A 26,047-nucleotide genomic window follows, 5' to 3' on the forward strand; every position below is an offset into this window, starting at 1 on the left:
AGTGAATATTCATTATGTCCGACGTTCTGTTACTGAGTCGTTTTCAATTTGCAATTACTATTTTTTATCACTTTTTATTTGTACCTTTGACAATCGGACTTGTCATTTTAGTAGCATGTATGGAAACTCAATACGCCCGCACATTGAATCCAACATACCGTAAAATGGCAAATTTCTGGGGTAAATTATTTACAATTAACTTCGTAATGGGGATTATAACCGGGATTACGATGGAATTCCAATTTGGAACAAACTGGTCTGAGTACTCCAAATATATGGGAGATATTTTCGGATCACCTCTCGCAATTGAAGCACTTGTTGCCTTCTTCTTAGAATCTACTTTCATGGGAATATGGTTATTCGGTAAAGACAAAATTTCACCAAAGTTCCGTGCCTTCTGTATGTGGATGGTTGCACTTGGAACAAATATTTCCGCACTTTGGATTATTACAGCAAACGGCTTTATGCAAAACCCTGTTGGCTACGTAGTACGTAACGGCCGCGCTGAATTAAATGACTTCTGGGCACTCGTTACAAATCCATATGCTTGGAATATGTTCTTCCATACTGTCATTGGTTGTTATATCGTAGGTGCTTTCTTCGTTATGGCAATTAGTGCCTATCACTTATTACGTAAAAACGAAGTGGAATTCTTCAAAAAATCATTTAAGTTTGGTTTAATGCTAGGTTTATTCGCCGCAACAATTACACCGTTTATGGGACATCAATCTGGTGTATCAGCAGCTAAATATCAACCAGCAAAAGGAGCTGCGATGGAAGCAGTTTGGGAAACTGGAAAAGGACAAGGCTTCTCAATTGTTCAAATTCCTGATGTAAAAAATGAGAAGAACTTTGAATTCCTTACGATTCCAAAACTTGGAAGCTTCTTCTATACAAACTCATTTGATGGCGAAATTGTTGGTTTAAAAGATATTCCGAAAGATGAACGTCCAAATGTTAACCTCGTGTATTATAGCTTCCGCTTAATGGTTGCACTTGGTATGTTCTTTATGGCATTAACTTGGTACGGCTTCTATTTAAACCGAAAAGGAAAACTAGAAAACTCAAAACGTTATTTAAAAATTACAATATGGTCTGTCTTACTTCCTTATATCGCGATTAACGCAGGATGGATTGTCGCTGAAGTAGGTCGTCAACCATGGACAGTATATAAACTAATGCGTACAGCAGAATCTGTATCGCCTATATCAGTTCCACAAATTTGGTTCTCATTAATTAGTTTAATTTTGTTCTACACTTTACTTTTAATTGCAGACGTATACTTAATGCTGAAGTTCGCGAAAAAAGGACCTGCAGCATTAGAAGAACCTGCTACTGAGGGAGGTGTGGCTCATGTCTCATGATATGCTTGCAATCATCTGGTTTGGTTTATGGGGCGTGATTTGGACAGTTTACTTCATTCTTGATGGGTATGCACTTGGTAACGGAATGATTTTCCCTTTCGTTACGAAAGATCGACAAGAACGAAATCAATTACAAGAAGCAATTGGTCCATTCTGGGGCGGTAATGAAGTATGGTTAATTACAGCTGGTGGCGCAACATTTGCTGCCTTCCCAGTCACATATGCAAATATGTTTAGTTATCTCTATACACCGTTATTCTTAATATTACTTGCACTATTTGCTCGTGCCGCTGGGCTGGAATTCATGCATAAAGATGATTCACCGATTTGGCAAAAAACTTGTAAATGGGCATTTGCAATTGGGAGTTTTTTAATTGCTTTCCTATTCGGTGTTACGTTCGCTAATCTTTATTACGGACTACAAATCGGAAAAAATGGTTATGAAGGAAATTTACTTAGCTTATTAAACCATTACGGTATTTTAGGAGGATTGTTCTTCACTGCTATATTTGTCGTATCCGGTGCCCTTTGGGTCATGATTAAAACGACTGGTGAAGTATCCGACCGTGCTTATAAAATCGCGAGACCGTTTTCAATGGCAGCAGCTATTATTTTAGCTATCTTCTATGTAGCAACTGCTAATCGGACAAACTTGTTCCAAAACTTTACGGAATATCCGGTACTATTCATTCTTCCAGTACTTGCAATGTTAATGAGTGTACTCGCACTTATTATGGTGTACAAACATAAAATTGGCCTTGCATTCACATTCGTTTGCCTAACAATCGCAATGTTTATGACAACTGGCTTTGCAGGTATGTTCCCAAGAATGTTACCATCTCGTATTAACGATGCATACAGTACAACGTTATACAACGCAGCTGGTAGTCAATTAAACTTAAAGATTATGTTCTTCGTTGCAATGGTCATGGTACCAATCGTTATTGGATATCAGCTTTGGAGCTACAGTATCTTTAAAAATAAAATTCATAAAGACTCTGCTAAAGGGTATCACTAAAATAAAAAAAGACACTTCGGTTGAAGTGTCTTTTTTATACGTATGATTTTTAATAAGATGTTATATTTCTAATCTAACAACTATAATACAGAAGAATCATTAACAGCTCACAGCTAGATTGTATCATAGGGCAACTTCATCATTTTATGCAATTTTACATATTGTGCTATAAAGTAAACTGTATCCCCTGATCATTCACATCATTATCCCATACATCAGCTGTACTAATTCCGCTAAACGTTTGTACTTTCATTCCTGTATTTGATGATCCCGATCCATTGTAAGCTTTCGTCTTTTCAATCGGCTGTACGTTATATTTATCACCTACATTAATTGTTCCATTGCAGTTTTCAATAATAACACCTTCCACAACTGCTGGCATTTTGTCACCCACTTTCATTTCTTTACTTTTATTTTATGAAAATCGCCTAGAAAAATAGCATGTTTTAATAAGAAAAAGCACTCAAATTGAGTGCTTTTTCCTTAAGCATAAAGACAAGTTTGGAGACAGTTGACTTCTTCAAAATTTTATTAGGGGTAATATTTTGAAAAAGAAAGCCTTTCATATGTAGGTTAACACCACTGGAATATATAGTAAATTGATAATATTTATACGGAAGATTGCTAATGTTTAGTATAGATAGTTTACACTATGCTAACAGTGAAAACTATCTATACTAATAAAAAAAAGTGCCTTCAAAGAAGCCACCTTTCAAAAACAGACACTATAAAACAGAATTATTTATTGTTATACGATTGTTAGATACAAAAAGTAGAGGGAAATGTTTGTATTAAATTCTGCTTTATAAAGTCTGTCTACAACTTATATTGTAATCCTCTTCATTTGAAAAAAAATATAATATGCACAATTACATACAAAAAGAAAAAGCACTCTACTGAGTGCCTCTTCAACCATTTTACTTTTAATATATCGCTTTGAATATATTGTAACATATGTATCCATATATTTTATTGAGAAAATTCAAAATCCTTTTTCTTTCATTTTTACTTATATAATCATGTAATATAAAAGGTATGTCAAATTCTTATACAAGTTGAGGTGTACTATATTTATGCTGTATTTTGGAATTATTCCTCTTATATTGTTTATTATTTTTCTTATCTCGTATTTAAAAGATCCGCGGAAAATAATAAACGGCTTTTTATTTAATGCCTTTATCTGTTCATTTCTATTATTTTGCGCTATAGCCTCATTTGAGTCTGGTAATAACGATTTACATTTTATCGTTATCATCCCCATGTTAGCACTACTTGTAATGATTCCTTTTGCTATAGTCGCTTTAATGTTCGGACTCTTTCTTAATGCAAAAATTTTAATGCAACGTGAAGGAAGACGCTTCACAAACTCTTTAACTTTAATTGCTGCTTTAGGGATTTTATTCTTTATAATGCTCCCTATCATAAATCCAGCAAGTTTATTCTCAGAGCATTTTCAATTTATCTTTGCTGCTATCTCTCTTATAACTATGTATTTCTTTGTGCATTTATCTAACTTCTTAAGCGCATATTTTTTATATCAATTCAACAGACCAAGACGTAATCAAGATTTCATCATCGTTCTCGGTAGCGGCTTAATTAATGATAAAGTACCACCTTTACTTGCAAGTCGTATTAATAAAGCTATCGACTTTTATTGGAAACAAGCAGCTGTGAATACACCACCAACAATTATTTTCTCTGGTGGTCAAGGTCCAGATGAAGGCCTTCCAGAAGCGGAAGCGATGCAAAATTATGCTGTTGAAAAAGGAATTCCTCTTGAACATACAGTGCAAGAAAATCGCTCTGTAAACACATATCAAAATATGTTGTTCTCTAAAGAAATTATGGATTCTTTAAAAACAGAAGGTAAGTATAGAAGTATTTTTACAACGAATAATTTCCATCTTTTCCGCGCTGGTATATATGCAAGACAAGCTGGCCTTAATAGCCAAGGAATCGGATCAAAAACTGCATTTTATTACTGGCCTAACGCAATGATTCGTGAATATGTTGCAATTGTTGTTATGGGACGTAAGCGCCATATGAAAATATGTGGAACTATTTTAGGCTTCGCTTTATTCCTAACAGTAATTAGTTTTATTGTTTCTTAATAGCTATCAAATAAAAATTCCTCTGAATGCTTTATGCACAGGGGACTTTTTTATACCTTTTTGTTCATCAAATTTAAATAAATAACGTAACAGCATACAACACATTAATTATTCCAGAAATCACTCCAACAATAGCAAATGTTTTACTCGTACCCGTCACTTTTTTGTTTAAACCCAATATAGAAAATACGATAGCTACACTACCAATAAGCCCCCATAAGTTTATAAACCAAGATATTAATCCAGTGATGAAACCGACTAAAGAAAAAATTTCTATACTACTATTAGAACTGCTATTCGGAAAACTTCCCCCTACCGTTTTATAGCTAAGACTCTCCCCGCACTGCCCGCAAAACTTGTTGCCCTCGTTCGTTTCATTTCCACATTTCGTACAGTATCCCACATAACCCCCTCCCTAAGGTTAGTGCCCCAAATGTATATATCCATACTATTCATTCTAATTTTTCATATTAAAATTATGACCACTCTCTAATCTTCTACAGTTGTATTTAAAATAATAATATGGTCATAATATTCCCTGCATACATCCATTAAAGGAGAATTTTTTCAAATTAAATGTTAAAATAAAATTTAGGTGTGAATTATGTAACAAACAAGAAACTAGTTTGAAACGAGGAAATTATATGGAGAAAATTATCAAAAACAAGCCCAATAAGCTAAAAATTGCTTCGAAAGCTTTGATGATTATTATTGGGGCATTTATCACAGCGTACGGATTAGAAGCAGTATTAATTCCAAATAACGTATCAGACGGTGGTGTGACTGGTTTAAGTATCGTTAGTTCAAGATTATTTGGATTGCCATTAGGAGCTCTAATCGCAGTTATTAACATTCCTTTCGTTTGGTTAGGATATAAGCAAATCGGTAAAAGCTTTGCAATTTATTCTATTATTGGAATCGCTTCATTAGCAATAGGTACCGTTGTCATGCACGGAATACCAGCTATTATCGAAGGCGATACATTATTAGTTACAGTTGTTGGTGGTATTATTATCGGTTTTGGTATGGGACTAGCATTACGTAACGGTGGGGCATTAGATGGAATCGATATGCTAGCTGTATTGCTTTCTCGTAAGTTACCATTTGGAACGAGTGACCTTATTTTATTCTTAAACATGTTCGTATTTATTTTCGTATCAACGGTATTCGGCCTTCAAGGAGCTATCCTTTCGGCAATTGCTTACTTTATCGCTTCGAAAGTGATTCATATCGTTGAAGTTGGTTTAAGTGGTTCAAAAGCATTTAAAATTATCACAAAAGAGCCTGAATTAATGGTAGAAACAATTCGCGATCGTTTAGGCCGAAGTGCAACATATAACGAAGTATACGGTGGTTATTCAAGAGAGAAATTCAAAGAAATTTCTTGTGTAATTAACCGTTTAGAAGAAAGTAAAATGAAAGAACTTATTAATGAAATCGATCCACACGCCTTTATTACAGTTTATGACGTAGCAGAAGTAAAAGGCGGTAATTTCAAGAAACGTGATATTCATTAATCATTATGAAAAAGAGGGTGGGCCAACAATTTGGCACACCCTCTTCTTATTATTAAATTGCTATAGTTGTCAGTTTTTTTCAGTACGTAGATATATTTTTACTCGCCCCACCGACTCCCACGTTTAATCCACGCTACATACTTTTGAAAAGCCGTCACTTCATGTTGAAAACGCAGCGGGATATACAAAAATAAAGTGCATGTACACAGTATCCATAGAATACCTACTACAAAATGAAATTTCATTGTCGTGCTAATAAACAAGCTGAGGAATAATACAAGGAACATAATTACACTAAATCTTTTATACGTAGTCATACTATCCCCTCCTTATACTTCAATTGTACCAGTTATAAGGAATTAATTCCCATAACAAAAAAAGACCAAAAAGTAATTTACACTTTTCGGTCTCTACACTATCTTCTCTTCGTAATCTTTCCTGAACCACCGACCCTCGTTTTCGGGGGAGATGTATTCCTTGGCGGAGTTTTAATAGATGATTTCGGCTTCACATCTGATCCGCTTGAACCGCCTGGTGTTTTTGTAATTTTACCCTTGCTTCCAGTAGAGGGTGGGGGCGTCGTATTACTTCCTTTTTCAGTAATACTTCCCTTATCACCTACTGATGGTTTCGAATCTACATTATCGCCTCGCTTAATAATAGACCCTTTCCCTTCCTTCGTAATTGGAGGTGGGGTTTTCTTTTCTTCTTTCGTAGGTGGTCTCTCTGGAATGACTGGTTTATGATTTTGTCTGTCGTTATATCCTCGATAATCACCGTATGATGATTTTCGTGAACCAAATATATCGTTTAATATGCTACCCATAATATATCCTTGCAAGAAGGACGGTTGATAATTTTGACGGACAAATTCTTTATTACTTATTTCAATTAACGTATCCGATGGTTTCTCTTTATCCTTTTGCAAGTTATAAATCTTGTCAGAATAAACGAGGAACATTTGATTTTCGTCTTCTTTAGATGCTTGCTTCGGTTCTCTTTCGTTAATGAGTTCCTTCGCTACTTCAGGAACTGACCGATTGGCGGCCCTATACACGTAAGATTCTTGTTTACCTTCCTTGGCGACAGACTCAAGTGGATAACGGTCTTGAATCGACTTTGTCTGCCCGCCTTGACAACCTGATAAGGCATAACCAGCAACAACAAGTAATATAACGATAGCAAGTATAGGGATCACAAACGATTTAATCATGGTGAACAATCGGTTTGACATGATTACGCCCCCTTACGTTGCTCTTATAATTTGTACATCAGCAGGAATGATTGCTTCTCCCTCATACATCATTGTGCGACCATTTTGCCATTCAATACGCAATAATTTTCGATTATCTGATTGGAATTCCCATACGTACTGTTCCTCTGAAGCTGAGAATGGTGTTTTCCCCATCACAACAACACGTCCGTTATATTGTTCTTCCATATGGTACTCAGTATCATCCATTTCAATTGTCGTCGGAATTTCATCAATTGAATCTAAGCGACCATCAATTGGAGTATATAATTTGTAATACGTATTTTCACGATCTTCAATTTTTAAATAACGAATATCTTTTCCATCTTGCAGTGTTAAAACAATTTCTTTACGAGAATGCATACTCGTTTTCCCAGTCAATTCGTACATAACTAATGAAACTTCAATCATATCGCCAGGAGCTAACGTTAAAAGACTCTTTTCCGGCTTCGGTGGCTCTGGGCTTTTCATTATATTTTTAATTCGTTTAAATAAACTCATGATCTACCCCTCCTTTTCTCTTTATAAACAAGCACCTAAAATTAGTGCACCAACAATATGTAATGATCCAGCTAACATCGCATGTGCAACGCTACCTTCTTTCGTACCTTCTTCTAAATCTAAGCCAGACATTTTCTTTAACACAAATTCGATAAACATTTCTACAACTAATAAAATAACGAAAGAAACTGCTGAAGCAAGAAGCGCCTGCCATAAGTCATTTGCTTTCGTGATTGATTGAGATAAAATGTACCCTTGTGCAAATAATTTCATAATAAAACGAGTTGTTACAGCTGTATTTCCATTTTTGATTTCTTTTAAATCATTGTATTTTGTAAAAATTGAATCAACCCACATAATTGCAAATAAAAGTACTGCACTCGCTCCAGTCCATACAAGCATGGCAACTACATTCATCCATGTCATTGCAAAACCTCCTCAAAAATATAATAGAAAACCGACATGAATTTGTTTAGACATGTCGGTTCATTTGTCTTTATTCTATATTATTTCTCATACTGCTTCATAATACGAGCCAATTCATCGTCAACAGCAGAATTTTTGTTTAAGCTTGCGAATTCATCATCTAATGACTTTTCTTTCTTATAAACTTCACCGCTTGCTTCCGCTTCAGCCTCTAATTGAAGAGCTTTCTCTTCCATACGGCTTAAACCAGCTTTTGCTGAATTTGAATCAAATCCAGACATTGCCTGATTAATATTTTTCTGTGCTTTCGCTGCATTTACACGTGCTACAAGTGTTTCACGTTTATTTTTCAGCTCTGTTAATTGCTTGCGCATTTCTTCTAGCTTAAGGCGCAGGTTATCAGCAGCAGCTTTATTTTGCTCGTAGCTTGCTTTATATTCATTCATTTTTTGCTCTGCATTTTGTTTTTCTTCTAATGCACGGCGCGCAAGATCTAAGTTATTAGCTTGAACAGCCATATGAGCTTGCTCTTCACGTTTTTTCACAAGTGCTTCTTGCTCTTCAAATAATATTTTGAATTTCTTCTCAAGTGCAATTTGAGCTGCTACACTTTTCTCAGCTTCTTGTACATCGGCTTGCATATCGCGTAAATATTGATCAGTCATCTTAACTGGATCTTCCGCTTTTTCAATTAATGAATACACATTTGACATTGTTAAATCTCTTAATCGTTTAAATACAGACATCTAAATTCCTCCTATGATAAACCTCATATTTCAAATTCACTACTTGGAAAACTGAAAAATCTCCCTTTACAGTAAAGAATATTCATTTTACAGCCTATTTGTTTATTATAACAAAACTAATATGTCCTTACATGTTATTTCCAAAATACATCCATTATAATATGACATTCTATATACAATATTGTATTTATAATATATTCTCATTATCCCTCTTTGAAATTAACTTACTTTTGTGCGATTTCACTAAATTACATAAGTGTAATGTTACTGTAAGCTAACTCGATAGTTGCATTCTGATATTTCTTATACACTAATACCAGAAGCAACAAACAAGCTTCTTCACATGTAAGCAATAATACAAAAATTGTATTTACTATAAAACATATAAAAGGAGAAATCATCATGAAAAAATTAGTAGGAATCGGATTAGCAGCAGCAATTTCATTTGGTGCATTATCAGGTTGTTCTTTATTAGGAGAGAAAGCGAACGGTTTTGTACTGTACGGCTCAGAAGAACAAGTTCAGCAAATTACAGATAAAAACAAAAAAGAAGTGAAAGAAAAAGACTTCTATAAAATGAAAATGACAACATTAGATGGTAAAAAAGTTCTTGTAATGGATAAGAAAACTGGTGAAGAACTAGTGAAAAAAGAGTTACTTAGCAAAGTTGATGAAAAAGACAACACGAAACCACTTGATAAATTACCAGCTGTAACAACAGAACAAGGTTTATTATTTGCAAAAGAAAAAGTAGAAAATGCTACACTTGATGGGGCAAAATTAAAATATGAAGGCAACACAATTATCGGAAGTGGCCGTGCATATACAGATATGTATGCGATTGTCGATGACGCAACTTTCAACAGTGTAAAAGGTGATGAAAAATCTGTAGGTGTATTAAAATTTGATAAAGACCCAAGTAAAGAGTTCCCTGGTTACAAAGGCGTCGAAGCTTCTCAACTTGTAAAAATTAAAAAGTAAAACAAAAAAGCTTTGCAATTCGCAAAGCTTTTTTCTATTTATTATGAGCAATTTGTTCCATATCCGGATTACAAGTTTTCGACTGACATGACTTATTTAAAGAACATGCTGCGCATTTTCCTTTTTTACTTCTCTTTACAAAATTAACTAACGTGTATGCTGCATAACCAAAAATGATAGCTCCAATTATAATATTGACCATCATTATACATCTCCTTTTAGAATCCTAGTAAAGATCCAACTTGGTATATAATAAGCGTTAATACATAAGCAACAACGAGTGGATAAACGACTGAGAAAATCGTCCATTTCGCTGATCCTGTTTCACGTTTAATAACAGCCACCGTCGCTAAACATGGAACATATAATAAAATAAAGAACATAAATGCATAAGCTGATAATGCTGTATAATGTGCTCCCATTACGTTTCCAAGCACATCTTCTTTAACTGCATAAATAATTGCCATTGTAGAAACGACAACTTCTTTTGCTAAAAATCCTGTTAAAAGGGATGCTGCAGCTTGCCACGTTCCGAAGCCGAGCGGTGCAAATAACGGTGCGATAAACCCACCAATCATCGCTAAGTAACTGTCTCCCATATCAACACCAAATCCTGATGGACCTGCATAGTTTAATAACCAAATGACAACAGAACCACCAAAGATGAATGTACCTGCTTTACGAACAAATCCTTTCCCTTTCTCCCACGTGCTTAGCCATAACGTTTTCGCTTGTGGCACGCGGTAAGGAGGTAGTTCAATTACGAAAATAGACTTTTCCGCTTTTAAAATTGTAAGAGACATAATTTTTGTAACTAGTAATGCAAGAACAATACCTGCAACATATAAAGAAAATACAACAGTTGCCTGACTATGAGGGAAGAATACGCCCGCAAATAATGCGTATACAGGCAAACGTGCCGAACAAGACATAAATGGTGTTACAAGAACTGTAAGTAAACGTTCTTTTTCTTGTTCAATCGTTCTCGCTGCCATAATACCTGGAACGTTACATCCAAAACCGATAATCATCGGAATAAACGCTTTTCCGTTTAAACCGAAGAACTCCATAATTCGATCCATAACAACTGCAATTCGCGCCATATATCCTGAGTCTTCTAATAATGAAATGAAAAAGAATAGTGCAAAGATTTGTGGTACGAATACTAATACAGCACCAACACCGGCAATAATACCTTCTGTAACGAGCGCTTGAATAAAATGAGAAGCTCCAATACTTGTAAGTCCAACCGTCACCCAATCCGTAAGCTGGCCACCAAAAAACTCATCTAACATATCCGATAAAGGTGTCCCAATCCACGTAAACGTAACCTGAAAAATAAAAAACATAACTGCTAAAAAGATTGGAAGTCCTAAAATTTTATGCGTAATTAGTCTATCAATTTTTTCCGAAAAAGGAATTTTCCCTTCTTTCTCATGCTTCATAACATTTGTTTTTAACTTTTCAATATACGCTTCACGAGTTTTGTAAATGTGCTCTTCCAACGTACAATCAAGTTTTCCCTCTAGGCGAGATCGAATGGCTACCAGTTCCTTATAAATTGGTAATGCTTTTATTTCTTTTTCTACTACTTCGTTATTGCTTAAAAATTGAAGTGCTAACCATCTCGGATGCTCGTAATTCGCTTTCTCTAAAAGAGAAGTTACCTCTTCAATTCCTTCATCCATTTGTACACCATATGAAATAATGAATGGTTTTTTCTCGTTTTTGTCATTTTCTTTAAGGGTCGCAAGTAGTTCTTCACAACCTTTTCCACTTCTTGCAACGACAGGAACGACTGTTACGCCTAATAATTCGGATAAACGTTTTACATCGATCACAATTCCTCTTTGCTTCGCCACATCAACCATATTTAGACCAATTGAAACTGGCTTGCCAAATTCGAGCAACTGCAACGTTAAATGCATATTTCGTTCAAACTGCGAAGAATCCACAATATTTAACATATGCTGAAATTCTTCTGTTAATAGAAAGTTTGTTACAACACCTTCATCACGTGAAACTGGATTTAAATCATAAACACCTGGTAAATCAATTAATGTTCCTTGTCTATCTTTTAATTTACCAACCTTTTTTTCTACTGTTACACCGCTCCAGTTTCCTACGTATTCATAAGAACCAGTAAGTGCATTAAATAATGATGTCTTTCCTGTATTTGGATTCCCTAGCAAAGCAACCTTATTCACGCTAATTCCACCTTTATCATTTTCGCGTCACAATGACGAATACTAATTAACTGTCCACGACACTCCAATGTACAAGGACCTTTGAACATCGCCTTTTGCTTCATACGAAGTTCGCTTCCTTCAGAAAGACCGAAAGCAGCCAATCTTCTCTTTAGTAAATAATCTAAAGACTGAACACTTTTCACTAGCACTTTCTCACCGATTTTAATATCTACTAAGCTCATAACCTTCCCCCTCCGAAGAGAATGATAATTATTTTCAGAAGAATTATAGCACACTCTATTTCTCTTGTACTATACCCTTTTGCTTCATATTTATTAACATTTCGCTACAATTCTATTTCAATAATTGTCATAACAGATTCGTTTGCCATTCTCATCCATTTCGCTTACAATAAACAATAACAAATAAAGAATCTCGTTATCACTGGGGGAGCCATGCCGCTGAGAGGGAACACTTCGTTCCGACCCTTCGAACCTGTTAGTTAATGCTAACGCAGGGATTGTGCAAACGTCCGAAATACATACCTCTTTTCATTTACGTATTTCGTATCCTCCTATGATATCTATTCTTTTTTGTACAACTTGGATTTAGGGGGAGACAACATGCGTAACACCAATTTACAAGCGATGATTGAATCTGCTATTCTTGCAGCCTTCGCCATGGTCATCGACATTTTACCACTTTCAATAAAAATATCAGCTACAGGCGGTTCCATTTCATTTGCTATGATTCCTATTTTTATTATCGCTTATCGCTGGGGTTTCAAAATGGCTTTCTTAGGAGGCTTAATTTGGGGATTATTACAAATTGTCGTAGGCGATGCCATTATCGTAACACCAATTCAAGTATTAATTGAATACTTTGTTGCTTTCGCATTCATTGGGTTTGCTGGTTTATTCTATCGTCCAATTCAAAAGGCGCTTTTAACATCCAATGAAAATAACGAAGAACAATCAAACTTAGGTAGCCGTAAAGACAAACCTTCATCAAAACCAAACCAAGGGAAGAAAGTAATTGGATATATTATCGTCGCTACTTTTATCGGTAGTCTAGCTCGTTACTTCTGTCACTTTATCGCTGGTATCATTTTCTGGGGACAATATGCACCAAAAGGACAATCAGCAGCTCTATATTCTTTAATATTTAACGGTAGTACAATGATTGGTTCCTATATTCTATGTACCGTTTTACTTATATTTTTATTTATCACTTCACCACGTTTATTCAAAAGCATCAGTGCTTATCAAATGAATACACAAAAAAAGGGCGCTTAATGAGCGCTCTTTTTTCATATCGTAATATCAATTAAAAATACAATAAATGCACAAAAGAAAATAAATACCATTATACTTAGCCAATTGCTATGCACGGTTCATCGACTCCTTACATAACCTCGTTTTCTAACCAGATTATATCGTTTAAAAATAAAGATTAGGTAAAGATAGTATGAAAATAAATTAAAAAAAGCGTAGCATGCATTATCTACGCTTTTTTCGGTAAGTAAAAGTAAAATAATACACCGTCTCCTGTATTCTTTACTCCATATTCAGCATCGTGTAATTCTAAAATATTTTTAGAAATAGCAAGCCCAAGTCCCGTCCCACCTTGTGAACGCTGCCGAGCTGCATCCACGCGATAAAAGCGATCCCAAATTTTATCTAATTGTTCTTCTTCAATGTGAGTACCTTTATTTTCAATGCACACTTTTATACGATCTTTATCATCTATTGTCGAAATAATAATATCCTCTTTATTTGGTGTATAACGTATTGCATTCGTAATGAAGTTCACAATGACTTGTTCAATTCGGCCTTGATTTGCAATCACTTCAAATGAACGTATATTTTTATGAACATGAAGTTCTTTTTTCTCTATTTCCACAGATAGATGTTCACATATATCTTCAATTACTGTATCAATATAAAACGAAGACTTTTTCATTTTATATGTACCAGATTCAAATTTAGCTAACTCAAGCATATCCAAAATTAAAGTATCCATTTTGTCTACTTCTCTCTCCATCGCCTGAAAATAATACTCTTTTTTATGCTCAGCTACCCCGTCTTTTAAAATGGAAATACAACTTTTCATAATACTCAGCGGTGTTTTCAATTCATGCGAAACACCAGAAATGAATTCTTTCCGTGTATTTTCTAACTTTCTTTCCTTTTCAATATCTTGTTCAAGCTGTCCGATATGAGAATTTAATTTGTTAGAAAGTATATTAATATTTTTCGATAAATCACCAATTTCATCTTTTGAAGTAATCGGTATTTTTTCTGTAAAATCTAAATGCGCTATTTTCTTCGTCGTATCATTTATTTTTAATAACGGTTTGGCAATTTGCTTTGAATAATAAAACGAAGCTAAAAAAATAAGAACGACTACAAATGCAATGATGTATATGTAATAATCTTGCACCATTTGTACAGCTTCATCTACAGGCTGTAAAGAAGCCATTGCATATATATATGCTACTGATCCGTCTTTTTCTTTTATTGGCTTAATTAATAATTTATATTTTATATCATTCTTTTCATAATCTATTGTTTGTGTTGTATATCGTATTTTATTGCTTTCTTTTAATAATAAATCGGTTTGAAAACCCTTAATATTATCTAAAAATATGCTATTTTTATAAATTGGATTCACAGGACCGTTTACATCTGGTAACTGTACTTTTGTAACACGTCCTCCTATGTAAACGCCTAATTCCTGAGCAGCTTCTTCCTGTACGGCTGGTTTCTTTTCCTTAGCAAGTTGCTCCCCAGCCGCTCTCTTTTTCTCCTCATCTAATTTTATTTTCTCCTGAAATGCTTTTTCTAACGGTTTATTAGATCCACTTAAATTCTGCTTAGATAAAGAAAAAGAGAATGGAATAAAACTATCTTCTTTTCTCACTCCAGAAAAATAAATCTCTTGTCCTAAAAACTGCTCTAATGATTTATTATCAATCTCCTCTATATTGACGAGATTGTATAAGGGTATCTTGAATAGTTGTTGTCCAAAGCTCTTTTGTTGCCTACGATCTATCGTTACCTCAAAATAAAAATCATCCACATGTTTTAAATTCCCATTCTGATCTAGTGTCGTAATCCACGTATTATTTTCCCTAAAAAAGTCTTGCTCAAGTTTCTGAATTCCTTCTGCATTTCCTGTGTAGTTTAGATAATTCTTCTCAAAGGAATTTAAATTCACTTTAATATCTTCCACTTTTCGATTCGCATAATATTGTTTAAAAAATATCGTTTGTCCAATAAATATCGTCGCTAAAATCAACATACATAATGCTGTTGTAAGAGTAAATAATTTTAGTACAATTCCTTTCTTCATACATTTCCCTCAAATTTATAACCTGTTCGTACTACAGTTGTAATGTACTTTGCCTTCTCTCCTAATTTATTTCTTAAATTACGAATATGACTATTAACCGTTCGATCATCACCAGCAAATTCATATCCCCAAATTCTTGAAATTAATTGTTCCCTTGTTAGTACAATTCCTTGGTTTTTCATGAAATACACTAATATTTCAAACTCCGTATGCGTTAAACTAACATCTGCCTCATCAACAGTAACAGTACGTGACGGAAAATGAACTTGGATGCCATGAATCGATAACGTATCATCTTCATTCTCTAAAGGTTTCTTCGATGCCTTTCTACTTTCTAATAATCGTTTCGCTCTTGCTAATAGAATGGGTGGACTATACGGCTTCGTCACATAGTCATCTGCCCCAAGTTCAAAACCAAGTAACGTATCATCTTCATCTACGCGCGCCGTCAGCATAATAATAGGCACCTCGGACGTCTTCCTAATTCTTCGGCAAACAGACCATCCATCGAGTTCTGGCAACATAATATCTAAAATAACTAAATCAACTTCTTCTTCTTCAAATACAACTAAAGCCTCTTTCCCGTCCCTCGCTTCAAACACTACATATTGTTCACTTAAAAAATAATCTTTTAATATTTCACGTAATATATCTTCATCTTCAACAATTAAAATGTTTTTTGACATAACTTATATATCCCCCTCCTGCTTTCAGAAACTATAATTTCATTTTGAATAACTGCCAGTTAACTTCGCCTCGATAATATATCTATCTGGTGCATCCCCTATATAATCAAATGGATAACAAGTTGTCAGTGTTAATATCGGTTCTTCTTTTTTTATAATAACAGTACGATCATCCGCATGAGTAATCCATGTCTTTTGAATTTCATATGTGTACGTTTTATTATCATACTCTAAAACAAGGGTATCCTTTTCTTTCAACTCTCCTAAATCTGTAAATACAGTATCTCGATGTCCACTCAGTACAGTATGTCCCCCTCCAGATGGAGTTGTCGTTAAATCACTAACAAACATACCAACTCCTTTTTTCAGAGTCGTATCATCCGCTCCCCAATATATAGAAAACTTCTTCTTTATTTTCGGTATGTTTAACATCGCTACCTTTTCTCCTTCTTTATGTTCTGTTTGAGAAGAAGGCACTTGAGTGGTTACAGGTGTTTCATGAGAAAGTTGAGTATCTTGTATATTTTTAAGGCTCTTTATTTCTTCTGCTGTTAATTGCCCGGCAGAGCTCTTTCCTTTATACCATTCCACAGCGTAATAGGATCCCATGAATAGCCCTATAGCCATCAATATGATACCGATATAATTGAGTAACTTCATGTTTCATCCCTCCATGCCAAAAATGGTAGGAGTAACCTACCATTTTTAATATATGAAATTATCCCATTCTTTATAGGACAATATTTTATTTACACTTTAAACTTACTGCGACGATTCAAACCAAATAATGTACCTAGTGCTACAAGGGCTGCACTTAATCCCATCATTACCACGTTATTTGATGCCGTGTTTGGCAATTTTTCACCTTGTACAACTGGCTTGGCTACTTCTTTTTTAGCTACTTCATTCTTTTGCCCAGCTTCTATAGCTGCTTCTTTTTTGGCCATATCGTTTTTTAACTGTTCTTGCGCTATTCTCTTTTTCTCTTCTTCACTTTTTTTCTCAGCTTTTATTGCTTCCTCTTCTTTAGCCATATCATTTTTTTCTTGTACTTGTGCCGCTTCCTTTTTCTCTATTTCACTTTTTTGCTGTTCCTTAATTGCTTCTTCTTTTTTAGCTTTATCTTGCTGCATTTGCGCTGCTTCTTCCTTTGTCAATGTTCCTGTTGAAGCACTCGCTACTGAAGAATATCCTACTGTTAAAAGTGCCATTGCACAAATTGGTAATAGTCTCTTTTTCATCTTCATTCTCTCCTTATATTTTATTCACATCAACTCGCATCGGATGTATTACTAGAATAAGCAAGAGATATAAATATAAGATGCAGATGAAATATAATTCATTTAAAGATTTCATTGTAGAAAAAGAAAAAAACATCGCAATATATACGATGTTTTTTTCGGGTGTGTGTCTCAATATTTACATGTTACTTTCGCGCGATTTGGAAGTAGAACGGGCCGGAGCGATAACTAATTGTCTCGGCTCAGTTTTCTTGAAGTGATTTTTGACGTTACACTTACGACGTTGAACAACCCACGCTTTAATAGGGTTTGTCAAAATAATCTTTTGCTCTTCGTTAGGGGCCTCTTCTTCAAACCTACAACTTTCGCTCCATTTATTCCATTTCATTGTAAATTTAGAAGAAGAATGATCATCTTCACGATCAAACAAGTGCAAAAAATCCATTTTTCCATCTAGCATTACGGTATTACTAGTCGCTAAAAAAGAAAAGGTCGTCCAACGTTTCTCCATGCCCTCCTACTCCTTTTTCACATATAGAGTGCCTAAAACTTAATTTACCTAAAATATGCTTGCCTTTTACCTTACACCCATAGTTTATCCAAAATGCTATTATGCAACTATCGATTTGCCTTACAACTACCTTACATTTTTGTAAGAAACAAAAAACCTTCACTCTATATAATGAAGGTTTCTTACTTTTTATCTATATGATTTCTCATATCATCAAGTCCAGCTTCTTTTAGCTGCGACATCATACCGTGCGAAATTGCTCCTAACACTAAAGTCATTCCAATTAATGAAATACGAATCGCAGGTACATCAATTACGTAAGCCAACAGGCCAAGAACAATTGTTAAAAGTAATGCTTTTATAAATGTTACACTTGTGTACTGTTTCTTCTTCATCATATCCACCCTTTTTGGAAGCGTTTTCTTAATGTACTTAGTATATCATATCATCAGATGATTTTGTCTTTATCTTTGTAAAAAATTACTATCTCCTTTGACTTTTTCTATTCTATCCTTTACAGTCGAAATGTTCGCAAGTTTTACACTGTAGGAGGATTACAATGAATATTGAAATAAAAGACACTTTAATTTCTGAAGAACAATTACAAGCAAAAGTGAAAGAATTAGCACTTCAAATCGAACGTGACTTTGAAGGAGAAGAAATCGTAGTTATCGCAGTATTAAAAGGTTCATTCGTATTTGCTGCTGATTTAATTCGTCACATTAAAAATGATGTAACAATTGACTTTATTTCTGCATCTAGCTACGGAAATCAAACAGAAACAACAGGAAAAGTGAAACTACTAAAAGATATTGACGTAAACATTACTGGAAAAAACGTAATTGTTGTAGAAGATATTATCGATTCTGGTTTAACACTTCATTTCCTAAAAGACCACTTCTTTATGCATAAACCAAAGGCACTCAAGTTCTGTACATTACTTGATAAGCCAGAACGCCGTAAAGTAGACTTAACAGCTGAATATGTTGGCTTCCAAATTCCAGATGAATTCATCGTTGGATACGGTATCGACTGTGCGGAAAAATATCGTAACTTACCATTTATTGCTTCAGTTGTAACGGAATAATATAATAAAATAAGCTTCCATCAATTACTGATGGAAGTTTATTTTCTATCACGATTCGTAAAAGACAAAGGGAGAGAATAAAAATGACAAAGACAAAATTTGAAAAAGTACTCCTCATCGTAAATCCGAAAGCTGATCAAGGTGACTTACATACAAATTTAACAAAAATCGTACCACCTCTTGCCGCAGCTTTTCCTGATCTACATATCCTTCATACGAAAAAACAAGGTGATGCAACAAAATATTGCCAAGAGTTTGCTAGTAAAGTAGATTTAATTATCGTCTTTGGTGGTGATGGAACAGTATTTGAATGCACAAATGGCTTAGCACCTCTCGAAACTAGACCTACACTTGCAATTATTCCAGGTGGAACTTGCAATGACTTCTCTCGCACACTTGGTGTTCCGCAAAACATTGCAGAAGCGGCAAAACTTATTACAAAAGAACATATAAAACCAGTTGACGTTGCAAAAGCAAATGGACAACATTTCTTAAACTTCTGGGGGATTGGTCTCGTATCTGAAGTATCAAACAATATCGATGCAGAAGAAAAAGCAAAGCTTGGTAAAATCGGTTACTATTTAAGTACAATTCGAACTGTAAAAAATGCTGAAACATTCCCGGTAAAAATCACTTATGACGGACAAGTATATGAAGACGAAGCTGTCCTTGTCATGGTTGGAAATGGTGAATATCTTGGCGGTATCCCGTCCTTTATTCCGAACGTAAAATGTGATGACGGAACACTTGATATTTTCGTAGTCAAATCAACAGGTATTCAAGCGTTTAAAGATTATATCGGAAAGAAACTATTTGAAGACTCAAATGAAAATGACATCTTCCACGTAAAAGCGAAATCCATTCATATCGAAACAGAGGAAGAAAAAGAAGTAGATACAGATGGAGAAAGTTCGCTTCATACACCTTGTCACATTGAATTATTACCAGGACACTTTACGATGATTTATAATCCTGCGGTTGTGTAAAGAAAAAAACGAGTGCTAGCACTCGTTTTTTCTCTTCTAATCTAGTTATGTCGTTGAATAATTTCCTCTATTTCTTTAACTCTGTCTAAAGTAATTCCATTTCTTTGTTCAATTGCTAAAGGATGGTCGGTTGGCTCTAATTCAACATACGGTGCCATTCCAACTTCTCTTATATGTACATTTGTTTTTAAATTTAATGTTTCTGGATAAACTGGTATTTCTACAGATAACCACCCAAAATAAGGATCACTATTTTCTCGGCCTCTCTCATCCCACTTTTCTAATACTTCATCATAACTTTCTTTACTAAGCGATACCCACACAGTCCATATGAAATTTTCGTGGTAATCAATGATAGGAATCTCTAAACAACCTCTAATAAAGTAATGTTCATCGTCCATTACGCAAAGTTCTGATGTTAAATGGAAGCGTCCCTCTCTTTCATGGGGCGCTACCTCGTAATAATAATATGGTGCTTCACTTCCGTAGCATAAAGGAAGTGTAAAATGACTCATTTGTACTTTTTCTCCAAATTTTCTTCTTCTTTTCATTTATTATTCTTTCTCCTATCTTTTTCAGTCACAACCAAACTCCACCCAATTTTCCCAGTTCGTATTAGCATCCTTATTTACAATTTCACTAGAGTATACCATAAACATACTTACCTTTCATTTTCTAATAATATTACTAAAAAATAGTAGAATGACTAGTTTGCATACTCTAGTTCTTTTTATGTACAATGAAGGAAAGAAGCACCTTCATATAAGGGAGAGGACAAACTTTGTTCAACCAACAGTTAGTTAATTTACGCATTGATTTTGCATTTAAACAATTGTTTGGTACGAATGGTAGTGAAGATATTCTAATTGCATTTTTAAACGCTATGTTACAAGATTCTTTAGAGTCGCCCATTGCTTCTCTACAACTAGAAAATCCACATTTACACAGGGAATATGAAGAGGATAAGTTATCTATTTTAGACATTTCAGCGACATTAAACACAGGAACAAAAGTCAATGTAGAAATACAACTCAATAATAATCACGATATGGTTAAACGCAGTTTATATTATTGGGGAAGACTATACACATCTCAACTACAAAAAGGGATGCCCTACAGTGCACTTCACAAAACCATCACCATAAACTTACTAAACTTCGTAATGTTTTCGGGACACCCAGCCTTCCATACAACGAGCATATTATGGAATACACAACAAAAAAAACTCCTAAGTGACGACATAGAAATCCACACTATAGAAATTCCAAAGTTAACTGAACAATGGTATGAAGAAAAAGTAAATCCGTGGAAAGATCCATTTGTTCGTTGGCTTTTATTGCTTTCAGCAAATGAGGATGAGCACTTAACTAAACTATTGGAGGATATTGCTATGAACCAAGACCCTATTTTACAAAAAGCGATAAATAAATGGGAACGTATGAGTCAAGATTCTTCTTTCCGACAAGCCTATGACGCAAGGGAGAAAGTTTTAATGGATGAAGCAGCAAAATTCGCCCACGCAGAGACAGAAGGAATAAAAAGAGGGATGGAACAAGGGATAAAAAAAGGGCTTGAAAAAGGCATTGAAAAAGGCATTGAAAAAGGCATTCAACAGGGCATTCAACAGGGCATTCAACAGGGCATTGAAAAAGGTCGAAAAGAAGGAGTCCAACAGGGAAAAATTCAAATGATTAAAAATATGTATGATCTTGGTATACCACTTGAAACGATTGCTAAGGCAAGTAAATTAAGTTTGCATGAGATTGAGCATATTTTAGGACATAAATAGTCATAAAAAAGAGCTTGAATAGTTTCAAGCTCTTTTTTTATCAACTCTCCTCAATACCATCCAATTGAGTCTTATAACATTCATCACACTCTGGCCTCGTAGGAAGAATCCCTCTTTCATCAGGTAATAAAACCCTCAAAACTTCTCGATCCATCTCTACGAAATACTTCATAATAATGGGATATCCTTCAATAATATTCATATACTCAATCCCTTGTTCAAACTTTTTTCCGCTCTTTATTTCTTCTATTTTCAGCATAAAAAATCCGAAACCATACAAAATGATTTCGGATTTCCTATAGTTAAAATATTAAATTACATTTCGAACAAAAAGGAGCAGAATTTCCTCTTCAAATTTTCGCATTACGTTTTAGACAATATACATCTCTCTCTTCTATCTTTTCTCGTTCTATCATATGTAAGGATACTATTCTCATACTGCACATAACCCCAATTAATATAAGGCTAACAACGAGTAGCATATCTCTCACTCCCTTTCTATATTTTACCATAAAATAACAAAACCGATTCCCACATTGAGAATCGGTTTTATCTTTATAATCCTAACTTCGCCTTCGCACCATCAGGAATTTTATCTACTTCTATTTCTACTTTATCATGTAAAAACTTCCCTCTTGTAATGACATGCCAGTACGAGCCTTTTTGTAATTTATCTACGCCATCAATTGTTACTTCTTTCTCTTCTCCCTTCTCATCATAAGCTTTAACTGTATATTCAAAACCTTTATTTCCACCTAACTTCTTCGCTCCAACCAAATTTTGAGCTGGGATCCCTACTACCCGTTTATGCTGGATAAATTTATTAAACTTCATAGTGTTTTCAAAACAAAAAGTCTTCCATACAACGAGCATATTCTGGAAGACACAACAGCAGCGACGCCTAATTGATGATATAGAAATTCCAAAGTCAATAAAACAATAGCATGAAGAAGAGCTAGAAAAATATCGAGAAGGTTGACGGGGCATACACCGTGTCAAATTGAATTATTATCAAAGCTTTCAACAGTGATTTATAATCCTTATTTTGCTATACTTTAACAATTACTAAACTTCGCATTTTTTCAAAAAATAAAGTATAATGAACTAATATAAAAAGGTTGTTAACAAAATCGTTAACAACCTTTTTTGTTTTTTCCGAAAAACTTTTCAATTTAAGGGAGCGATCACATGTATTGGAGAAAAAATGATAAACCTGTAGAAGAACCAGAAGCAATTGCTGTATGGGAATGCCAAGAAGAAAACTGCCGTGGGTGGATGCGTAAAAACTTTTCGTTAGAAGAAGAGCCGCAATGTCCTTTATGTAAAGGAGATATGGAAAGCAGCGAACGCTTATTACAAAAGTTATAATAAATTTTCCTCTTCACCCTTTATAAACTCAAACATAGAGGATCCTCTTTCTCCTTATTTGCAATGTGAATCGAAAGAAAATAAACTATACAAAAAGCTTTGCGTATCCTCGCAAAGCTTTTTCAATATCTCAAACTCATTCCAACCATATTTCCTATCCAAATGATTACTGTTCACCTATATGCTCAATAACCAAATTAATATAAAAGGAAATCCAATAAAATTTACAAGTTTCACTTTTAATTCATCCATTTTTTATAGGCTAATACAAATTTTATACTTTAATCTTACAACGAATAAATCCAAATACAGATCCTAATGCCACAAAACATACACTTGGTATCATCATTATTTCGCTACTTCTTGTTTCGCTACTTCTTTTTTCTCTATATCATTCTTTTGTTGTGATTGAATCGTTGCTTTCTTTTTCCCTAATACTTCTTTTTGTTGATCCTGAATCACGGCTTCTGCTCGTTCTAATGATTTTTTTTGCTCCTGCATTGCTGCTTTCTTCTTCTCTAACGCCTCTTTTTGCCAAGCATGAAATTCTGCTTCCTTTTTTTCTAATGCTTGTGCTGATACCTCTCCCTTTGACGTTGTTCCAGTAGATGCGCTAGCTAACGATGAATATCCTATTGATAAAAGTGCCATCGCACAAATTGGTAAAATTTTTTTCTCATTTCATTTTCTCCCTGTATACTTTTTTAAATACCAGCTTGGGGGTATTTATATACTAAACAAGCTATATAAATATAAGATGCAGATACGATATATTTCACTTAAAAATTCAATTAGTGTAATTAATTACACTAATCTCTATGTATAGATGTATTTCCTTAAAAATAGTAGAGGGATTCCTTGATTTCTCCTTAATAATATTCAAAAGTCCCAAACTATAATAAGTTTGAGACCCTTGAATTCTATATTCTATTTTTTCTTTGGGAGGACAATCCCCTTATATAATTGAATAGTGATCAAATAGTAAACAACGTAAATAATTAAAAATATACAAATCGGAAGTCCAATATTCACATATGGATTCACAAAAAATTTAACAAATGTAAATACATTCATTCCTACCAAAACGTGTATAAGACCTAATATAGCTGGAAATAGAAATACAATGCCTAATTCTTTATACATAGATTTTATAAGTAATTCTTTACGTACCCCAATTTTCCGAAGCATCTCATAACGCCCTATATCTTTCGTAGCTCCAGAAAGGATCTTAAACATTAAACAACTTGCCATCATAGCTAAAAAAGCAAGGCCTAAAAAGAATCCCATAAAGGAAGTTCCTTTTGAAAAGGCAAGCATAGATTCATAATCACTATAGTTTGTCGGTAAATATACATCTTCCTTAGGCTTATTAATAGTAGCGGCTATTTTTTCGATTTGACGATCATCCATCTCTTTTAACTCTGTTTTATACCTTAAAATATTATCTACTTTAGCAATAAAAAATGTATGCTCATTCCCTTGAATTGCTTCATAACGTTTTTCATCGACGATATAGACAGGTTTACGATCATATACAGAAATATTCGATCTAAAATCACTATCCATACTCTTATCCCAATTCAGTGGTAACGTAGAACTAGATGGATCAACTTCCTCCCCCTTAAACATCCTATAGCTCGAAGATGGAAGTTGTTCAGTAATATGTGTTGTCTCTTTCTTTCCAAACAACAGTGGAGGATTCTCCAATAATTCTTCTTTTAAATAGTAAACAGCCTCATTATTAACTTTATATTTATATTGTTTTTTATCTACAATTTTCATTTTTTCCATAGCTTTATAATCCTCTGCTTCTGGATCATGAATTGTAATATCATAACCTGACATTCTTTCTGCTGTAAGGATTACGTTTTTCTGTAAAGACATGCCACCAGCCATTGCCCCCACACCCAGTCCAATTAGCATCGTTACCGTGCCTAATATTTTCGCCAAACTACTTACACGAAACTGCAATTGTGCAAATGTAAATGCATTTAATTTCTTCTCATTTAAATAGCGCGTTTTCTTTAACCTGTTAACAATCATAGGTAAGAACGAAATAAATATAAGATATGTCCCGATTGTAATCGTGAATAGTGGAAGCATAATGGCTCCAGCGCCCTTTATTCCTACGAAGAGTACGAAATAATACCCTACACCTAGTCCTAGCAAACTACATAAAAGTAACAATATTGTGGCTGGTCCTTTCATTCGTATGCGCTCCGTTTGCTCCTCTGTACGAATTAAATCTAGTTCTGTTTTAAGTGCTATACGAATCACATTCACAACGGATGTAAGTAGAAATAACACACTAAAGAATATAAATGTTATTTTGAATGCAGGACCATAAAATGCTTGATAACCTTCCGCTGAAATTTCCAATTGTTTCGTTAGAAATTTGCTAACGAAATTAGAAAGAATGGCTCCGAATACACTACCTAGCACTAGTGAAATCATTCCCATAATGAACGTCTCAAAAAATAAAAGTTGACTAATTTTACTCTTTTTCGCCCCTAATACAAGGTACATACCAAGCTCTTTCTGCCGGAGTGAAAGTAGAAAAGAGTTTGCATAAAAAATATAAAAGAATGTAATAAACGCTACCAAAACAGAGCCTATTTGAAATACAAATACAATTGAACCAATAATACTGTTATTCATTGTAAACTCTTTATTTAACGCAAGCGTTTGAAACATATAAAAAATAGAAATTGAGATTACAAGACCTATTAGTAAAACGATGTAATCCTTTATCATTTTTTTCATACTGGAAATAGAAAGTTTTAATAACACACTTTACACCCACGATTCTCTACAGCGTGGTATACTACATTCACCTTTTTACTATCCCCTCTTTGTACAACGTTCTCTTCAAATATTAAAGTTTTCATATTGCCTCCTGTCATGTGGCTAGTGCTACGAT

At 34.3% G+C, this 26,047-nt stretch carries 30 protein-coding genes, 1 pseudogene and 1 riboswitch; of the genes and pseudogenes, 10 read left to right on the forward strand and 21 right to left on the reverse strand.

Annotation, left to right across the window (positions count from 1 at the left end):
* Positions 1–14: 14 nt before the first annotated feature.
* Both cydA and cydB read left to right on the forward strand, forming a co-directional pair.
* Positions 15–1,364: a cytochrome ubiquinol oxidase subunit I gene (gene cydA / locus NZ044_RS23660; RefSeq protein WP_001286166.1), complete on the forward strand. Its 1,350-nt coding sequence runs from the start codon at positions 15–17 to the stop codon at positions 1,362–1,364.
* Positions 1,354–2,382 (forward strand): cytochrome d ubiquinol oxidase subunit II, encoded by a 1,029-nt coding sequence (gene cydB, locus NZ044_RS23665; RefSeq protein ID WP_098506034.1) that lies wholly within the window; start codon positions 1,354–1,356, stop codon positions 2,380–2,382. Before cydA ends, cydB begins: the two co-directional genes overlap by 11 nt.
* 166 nt (positions 2,383–2,548) lie before the next feature.
* Here the strand turns inward: cydB and NZ044_RS23670 are convergent, their stop codons facing one another.
* Entirely contained in the window at positions 2,549–2,782 is a 234-nt protein-coding gene (locus NZ044_RS23670; protein WP_002005871.1) for a spore germination protein, read from the reverse strand.
* A gap of 676 nt (positions 2,783–3,458) precedes the next feature.
* Between NZ044_RS23670 and NZ044_RS23675 the strand changes: the two genes are divergently transcribed.
* Positions 3,459–4,493, forward strand: coding sequence for a YdcF family protein (locus tag NZ044_RS23675; protein WP_340950057.1), 1,035 nt, complete (start codon positions 3,459–3,461; stop codon positions 4,491–4,493).
* A gap of 73 nt (positions 4,494–4,566) precedes the next feature.
* Here the strand turns inward: NZ044_RS23675 and NZ044_RS23680 are convergent, their stop codons facing one another.
* Positions 4,567–4,896, reverse strand: a complete 330-nt coding sequence (locus NZ044_RS23680) for a zinc ribbon domain-containing protein (protein WP_000540175.1) — start codon at positions 4,894–4,896, stop codon at positions 4,567–4,569.
* A 241-nt stretch (positions 4,897–5,137) separates the two neighbouring features.
* Between NZ044_RS23680 and NZ044_RS23685 the strand changes: the two genes are divergently transcribed.
* Positions 5,138–6,010, forward strand: coding sequence for a YitT family protein (locus NZ044_RS23685; protein ID WP_000411240.1), 873 nt, complete (start codon positions 5,138–5,140; stop codon positions 6,008–6,010).
* Between the two features lie 98 nt (positions 6,011–6,108).
* On the opposite strand, the gene NZ044_RS23690 is transcribed toward NZ044_RS23685, so the two are convergent.
* The 5 genes from NZ044_RS23690 to NZ044_RS23710 form a co-directional block, all read right to left on the reverse strand.
* The gene (locus NZ044_RS23690) at positions 6,109–6,327 is read right to left on the reverse strand and encodes a hypothetical protein (protein WP_000214757.1); all 219 of its coding nucleotides are present in this window, start codon (positions 6,325–6,327) and stop codon (positions 6,109–6,111) included.
* A gap of 98 nt (positions 6,328–6,425) precedes the next feature.
* A complete protein-coding gene (locus tag NZ044_RS23695; RefSeq protein ID WP_000071190.1) occupies positions 6,426–7,244 on the reverse strand; it encodes a DUF4247 domain-containing protein in 819 nt (272 codons plus the stop codon).
* Between the two features lie 12 nt (positions 7,245–7,256).
* Positions 7,257–7,763 (reverse strand): DUF4178 domain-containing protein, encoded by a 507-nt coding sequence (locus NZ044_RS23700; protein ID WP_000051750.1) that lies wholly within the window; start codon positions 7,761–7,763, stop codon positions 7,257–7,259.
* Between the two features lie 21 nt (positions 7,764–7,784).
* Complete coding sequence (locus NZ044_RS23705; RefSeq protein ID WP_000220087.1) at positions 7,785–8,189, reverse strand: DUF350 domain-containing protein; 405 nt, start codon at positions 8,187–8,189, stop codon at positions 7,785–7,787.
* 80 nt (positions 8,190–8,269) lie between these two features.
* Positions 8,270–8,935 (reverse strand): PspA/IM30 family protein, encoded by a 666-nt coding sequence (locus NZ044_RS23710; protein WP_000110281.1) that lies wholly within the window; start codon positions 8,933–8,935, stop codon positions 8,270–8,272.
* A gap of 402 nt (positions 8,936–9,337) precedes the next feature.
* Between NZ044_RS23710 and NZ044_RS23715 the strand changes: the two genes are divergently transcribed.
* Positions 9,338–9,916, forward strand: coding sequence for a lipoprotein BA_5634 family protein (locus NZ044_RS23715; protein WP_098506031.1), 579 nt, complete (start codon positions 9,338–9,340; stop codon positions 9,914–9,916).
* A gap of 34 nt (positions 9,917–9,950) precedes the next feature.
* Here NZ044_RS23715 and NZ044_RS23720 read toward each other — a convergent pair whose 3' ends face one another.
* Genes NZ044_RS23720 through NZ044_RS23730 form a run of 3 tightly spaced genes read right to left on the reverse strand, consistent with a single transcriptional unit; the run spans position 9,951 to position 12,347 of the window.
* Positions 9,951–10,121 (reverse strand): FeoB-associated Cys-rich membrane protein, encoded by a 171-nt coding sequence (locus NZ044_RS23720; RefSeq protein ID WP_000989591.1) that lies wholly within the window; start codon positions 10,119–10,121, stop codon positions 9,951–9,953.
* 13 nt (positions 10,122–10,134) lie between these two features.
* The gene (gene feoB / locus NZ044_RS23725; protein WP_340950008.1) at positions 10,135–12,123 is read right to left on the reverse strand and encodes a ferrous iron transport protein B; all 1,989 of its coding nucleotides are present in this window, start codon (positions 12,121–12,123) and stop codon (positions 10,135–10,137) included.
* Positions 12,120–12,347, reverse strand: a complete 228-nt coding sequence (locus NZ044_RS23730; protein ID WP_000060521.1) for a FeoA family protein — start codon at positions 12,345–12,347, stop codon at positions 12,120–12,122. The genes feoB and NZ044_RS23730 overlap by 4 nt, the downstream gene beginning before the upstream one ends.
* A 194-nt stretch (positions 12,348–12,541) precedes the next feature.
* A riboswitch (TPP riboswitch) is annotated at positions 12,542–12,643 on the forward strand.
* Between the two features lie 85 nt (positions 12,644–12,728).
* On the opposite strand from NZ044_RS23730, the gene thiT reads away from it, so the two are divergent.
* Positions 12,729–13,400 carry an energy-coupled thiamine transporter ThiT gene (thiT, locus tag NZ044_RS23735; RefSeq protein WP_044783222.1) on the forward strand — a complete coding sequence of 224 codons (672 nt, stop codon included), beginning with the start codon at positions 12,729–12,731 and terminating at the stop codon, positions 13,398–13,400.
* Between the two features lie 208 nt (positions 13,401–13,608).
* Here thiT and NZ044_RS23740 read toward each other — a convergent pair whose 3' ends face one another.
* The 6 genes from NZ044_RS23740 to NZ044_RS23765 all read right to left on the reverse strand — a co-directional run bounded on the left by NZ044_RS23740 (position 13,609) and on the right by NZ044_RS23765 (position 18,295).
* Positions 13,609–15,459 (reverse strand): sensor histidine kinase, encoded by a 1,851-nt coding sequence (locus tag NZ044_RS23740; RefSeq protein ID WP_000715418.1) that lies wholly within the window; start codon positions 15,457–15,459, stop codon positions 13,609–13,611.
* The gene (locus tag NZ044_RS23745; protein ID WP_000041850.1) at positions 15,456–16,145 is read right to left on the reverse strand and encodes a response regulator transcription factor; all 690 of its coding nucleotides are present in this window, start codon (positions 16,143–16,145) and stop codon (positions 15,456–15,458) included. Before NZ044_RS23745 ends, NZ044_RS23740 begins: the two co-directional genes overlap by 4 nt.
* Before the next feature lie 39 nt (positions 16,146–16,184).
* Positions 16,185–16,805 (reverse strand): class D sortase, encoded by a 621-nt coding sequence (locus NZ044_RS23750; protein ID WP_000771574.1) that lies wholly within the window; start codon positions 16,803–16,805, stop codon positions 16,185–16,187.
* A gap of 89 nt (positions 16,806–16,894) precedes the next feature.
* On the reverse strand, positions 16,895–17,386 hold the full coding sequence (locus NZ044_RS23755) for an LPXTG cell wall anchor domain-containing protein (RefSeq protein WP_000746712.1): 492 nt from the start codon (positions 17,384–17,386) through the stop codon (positions 16,895–16,897).
* Between the two features lie 178 nt (positions 17,387–17,564).
* Positions 17,565–17,897: a hypothetical protein gene (locus tag NZ044_RS23760; RefSeq protein WP_000415613.1), complete on the reverse strand. Its 333-nt coding sequence runs from the start codon at positions 17,895–17,897 to the stop codon at positions 17,565–17,567.
* 182 nt (positions 17,898–18,079) lie between these two features.
* A complete protein-coding gene (locus NZ044_RS23765) occupies positions 18,080–18,295 on the reverse strand; it encodes a hypothetical protein (RefSeq protein ID WP_002081963.1) in 216 nt (71 codons plus the stop codon).
* 161 nt (positions 18,296–18,456) lie between these two features.
* On the opposite strand from NZ044_RS23765, the gene hpt reads away from it, so the two are divergent.
* Positions 18,457–18,984: a hypoxanthine phosphoribosyltransferase gene (gene hpt, locus NZ044_RS23770; RefSeq protein WP_001019295.1), complete on the forward strand. Its 528-nt coding sequence runs from the start codon at positions 18,457–18,459 to the stop codon at positions 18,982–18,984.
* Between the two features lie 83 nt (positions 18,985–19,067).
* Positions 19,068–19,970: a diacylglycerol/lipid kinase family protein gene (locus NZ044_RS23775; RefSeq protein ID WP_098506028.1), complete on the forward strand. Its 903-nt coding sequence runs from the start codon at positions 19,068–19,070 to the stop codon at positions 19,968–19,970.
* A gap of 41 nt (positions 19,971–20,011) precedes the next feature.
* Here NZ044_RS23775 and NZ044_RS23780 read toward each other — a convergent pair whose 3' ends face one another.
* Positions 20,012–20,521, reverse strand: a complete 510-nt coding sequence (locus NZ044_RS23780; protein WP_118961720.1) for a DUF2199 domain-containing protein — start codon at positions 20,519–20,521, stop codon at positions 20,012–20,014.
* A gap of 230 nt (positions 20,522–20,751) precedes the next feature.
* Between NZ044_RS23780 and NZ044_RS23785 the strand changes: the two genes are divergently transcribed.
* Positions 20,752–21,759: an Rpn family recombination-promoting nuclease/putative transposase gene (locus NZ044_RS23785; RefSeq protein ID WP_340950009.1), complete on the forward strand. Its 1,008-nt coding sequence runs from the start codon at positions 20,752–20,754 to the stop codon at positions 21,757–21,759.
* A gap of 40 nt (positions 21,760–21,799) precedes the next feature.
* On the opposite strand, the gene NZ044_RS23790 is transcribed toward NZ044_RS23785, so the two are convergent.
* Positions 21,800–22,018 carry a hypothetical protein gene (locus NZ044_RS23790; protein WP_002081958.1) on the reverse strand — a complete coding sequence of 73 codons (219 nt, stop codon included), beginning with the start codon at positions 22,016–22,018 and terminating at the stop codon, positions 21,800–21,802.
* A 296-nt stretch (positions 22,019–22,314) separates the two neighbouring features.
* A pseudogene (locus NZ044_RS23795) lies at positions 22,315–22,524 on the reverse strand (DUF1093 domain-containing protein); the annotation flags it as partial.
* A gap of 423 nt (positions 22,525–22,947) precedes the next feature.
* Between NZ044_RS23795 and NZ044_RS23800 the strand changes: the two are divergent.
* On the forward strand, positions 22,948–23,127 hold the full coding sequence (locus NZ044_RS23800; protein WP_000289928.1) for a cold-inducible protein YdjO-related protein: 180 nt from the start codon (positions 22,948–22,950) through the stop codon (positions 23,125–23,127).
* Positions 23,128–23,475: 348 nt separating this feature from the next.
* Here NZ044_RS23800 and NZ044_RS23805 read toward each other — a convergent pair whose 3' ends face one another.
* Together NZ044_RS23805 and NZ044_RS23810 are read right to left on the reverse strand one after the other, a co-directional pair.
* Positions 23,476–23,778, reverse strand: a complete 303-nt coding sequence (locus NZ044_RS23805; protein ID WP_170951617.1) for a cell surface protein — start codon at positions 23,776–23,778, stop codon at positions 23,476–23,478.
* A gap of 276 nt (positions 23,779–24,054) precedes the next feature.
* Positions 24,055–25,890 (reverse strand): FtsX-like permease family protein, encoded by a 1,836-nt coding sequence (locus NZ044_RS23810; RefSeq protein WP_002162459.1) that lies wholly within the window; start codon positions 25,888–25,890, stop codon positions 24,055–24,057.
* Positions 25,891–26,047 lie beyond the last annotated feature (157 nt).

Source organism: Bacillus sp. FSL K6-1338, from assembly GCF_038006965.1.
Classification (GTDB): Bacteria; Bacillota; Bacilli; order Bacillales; family Bacillaceae_G; genus Bacillus_A; species Bacillus_A thuringiensis_S.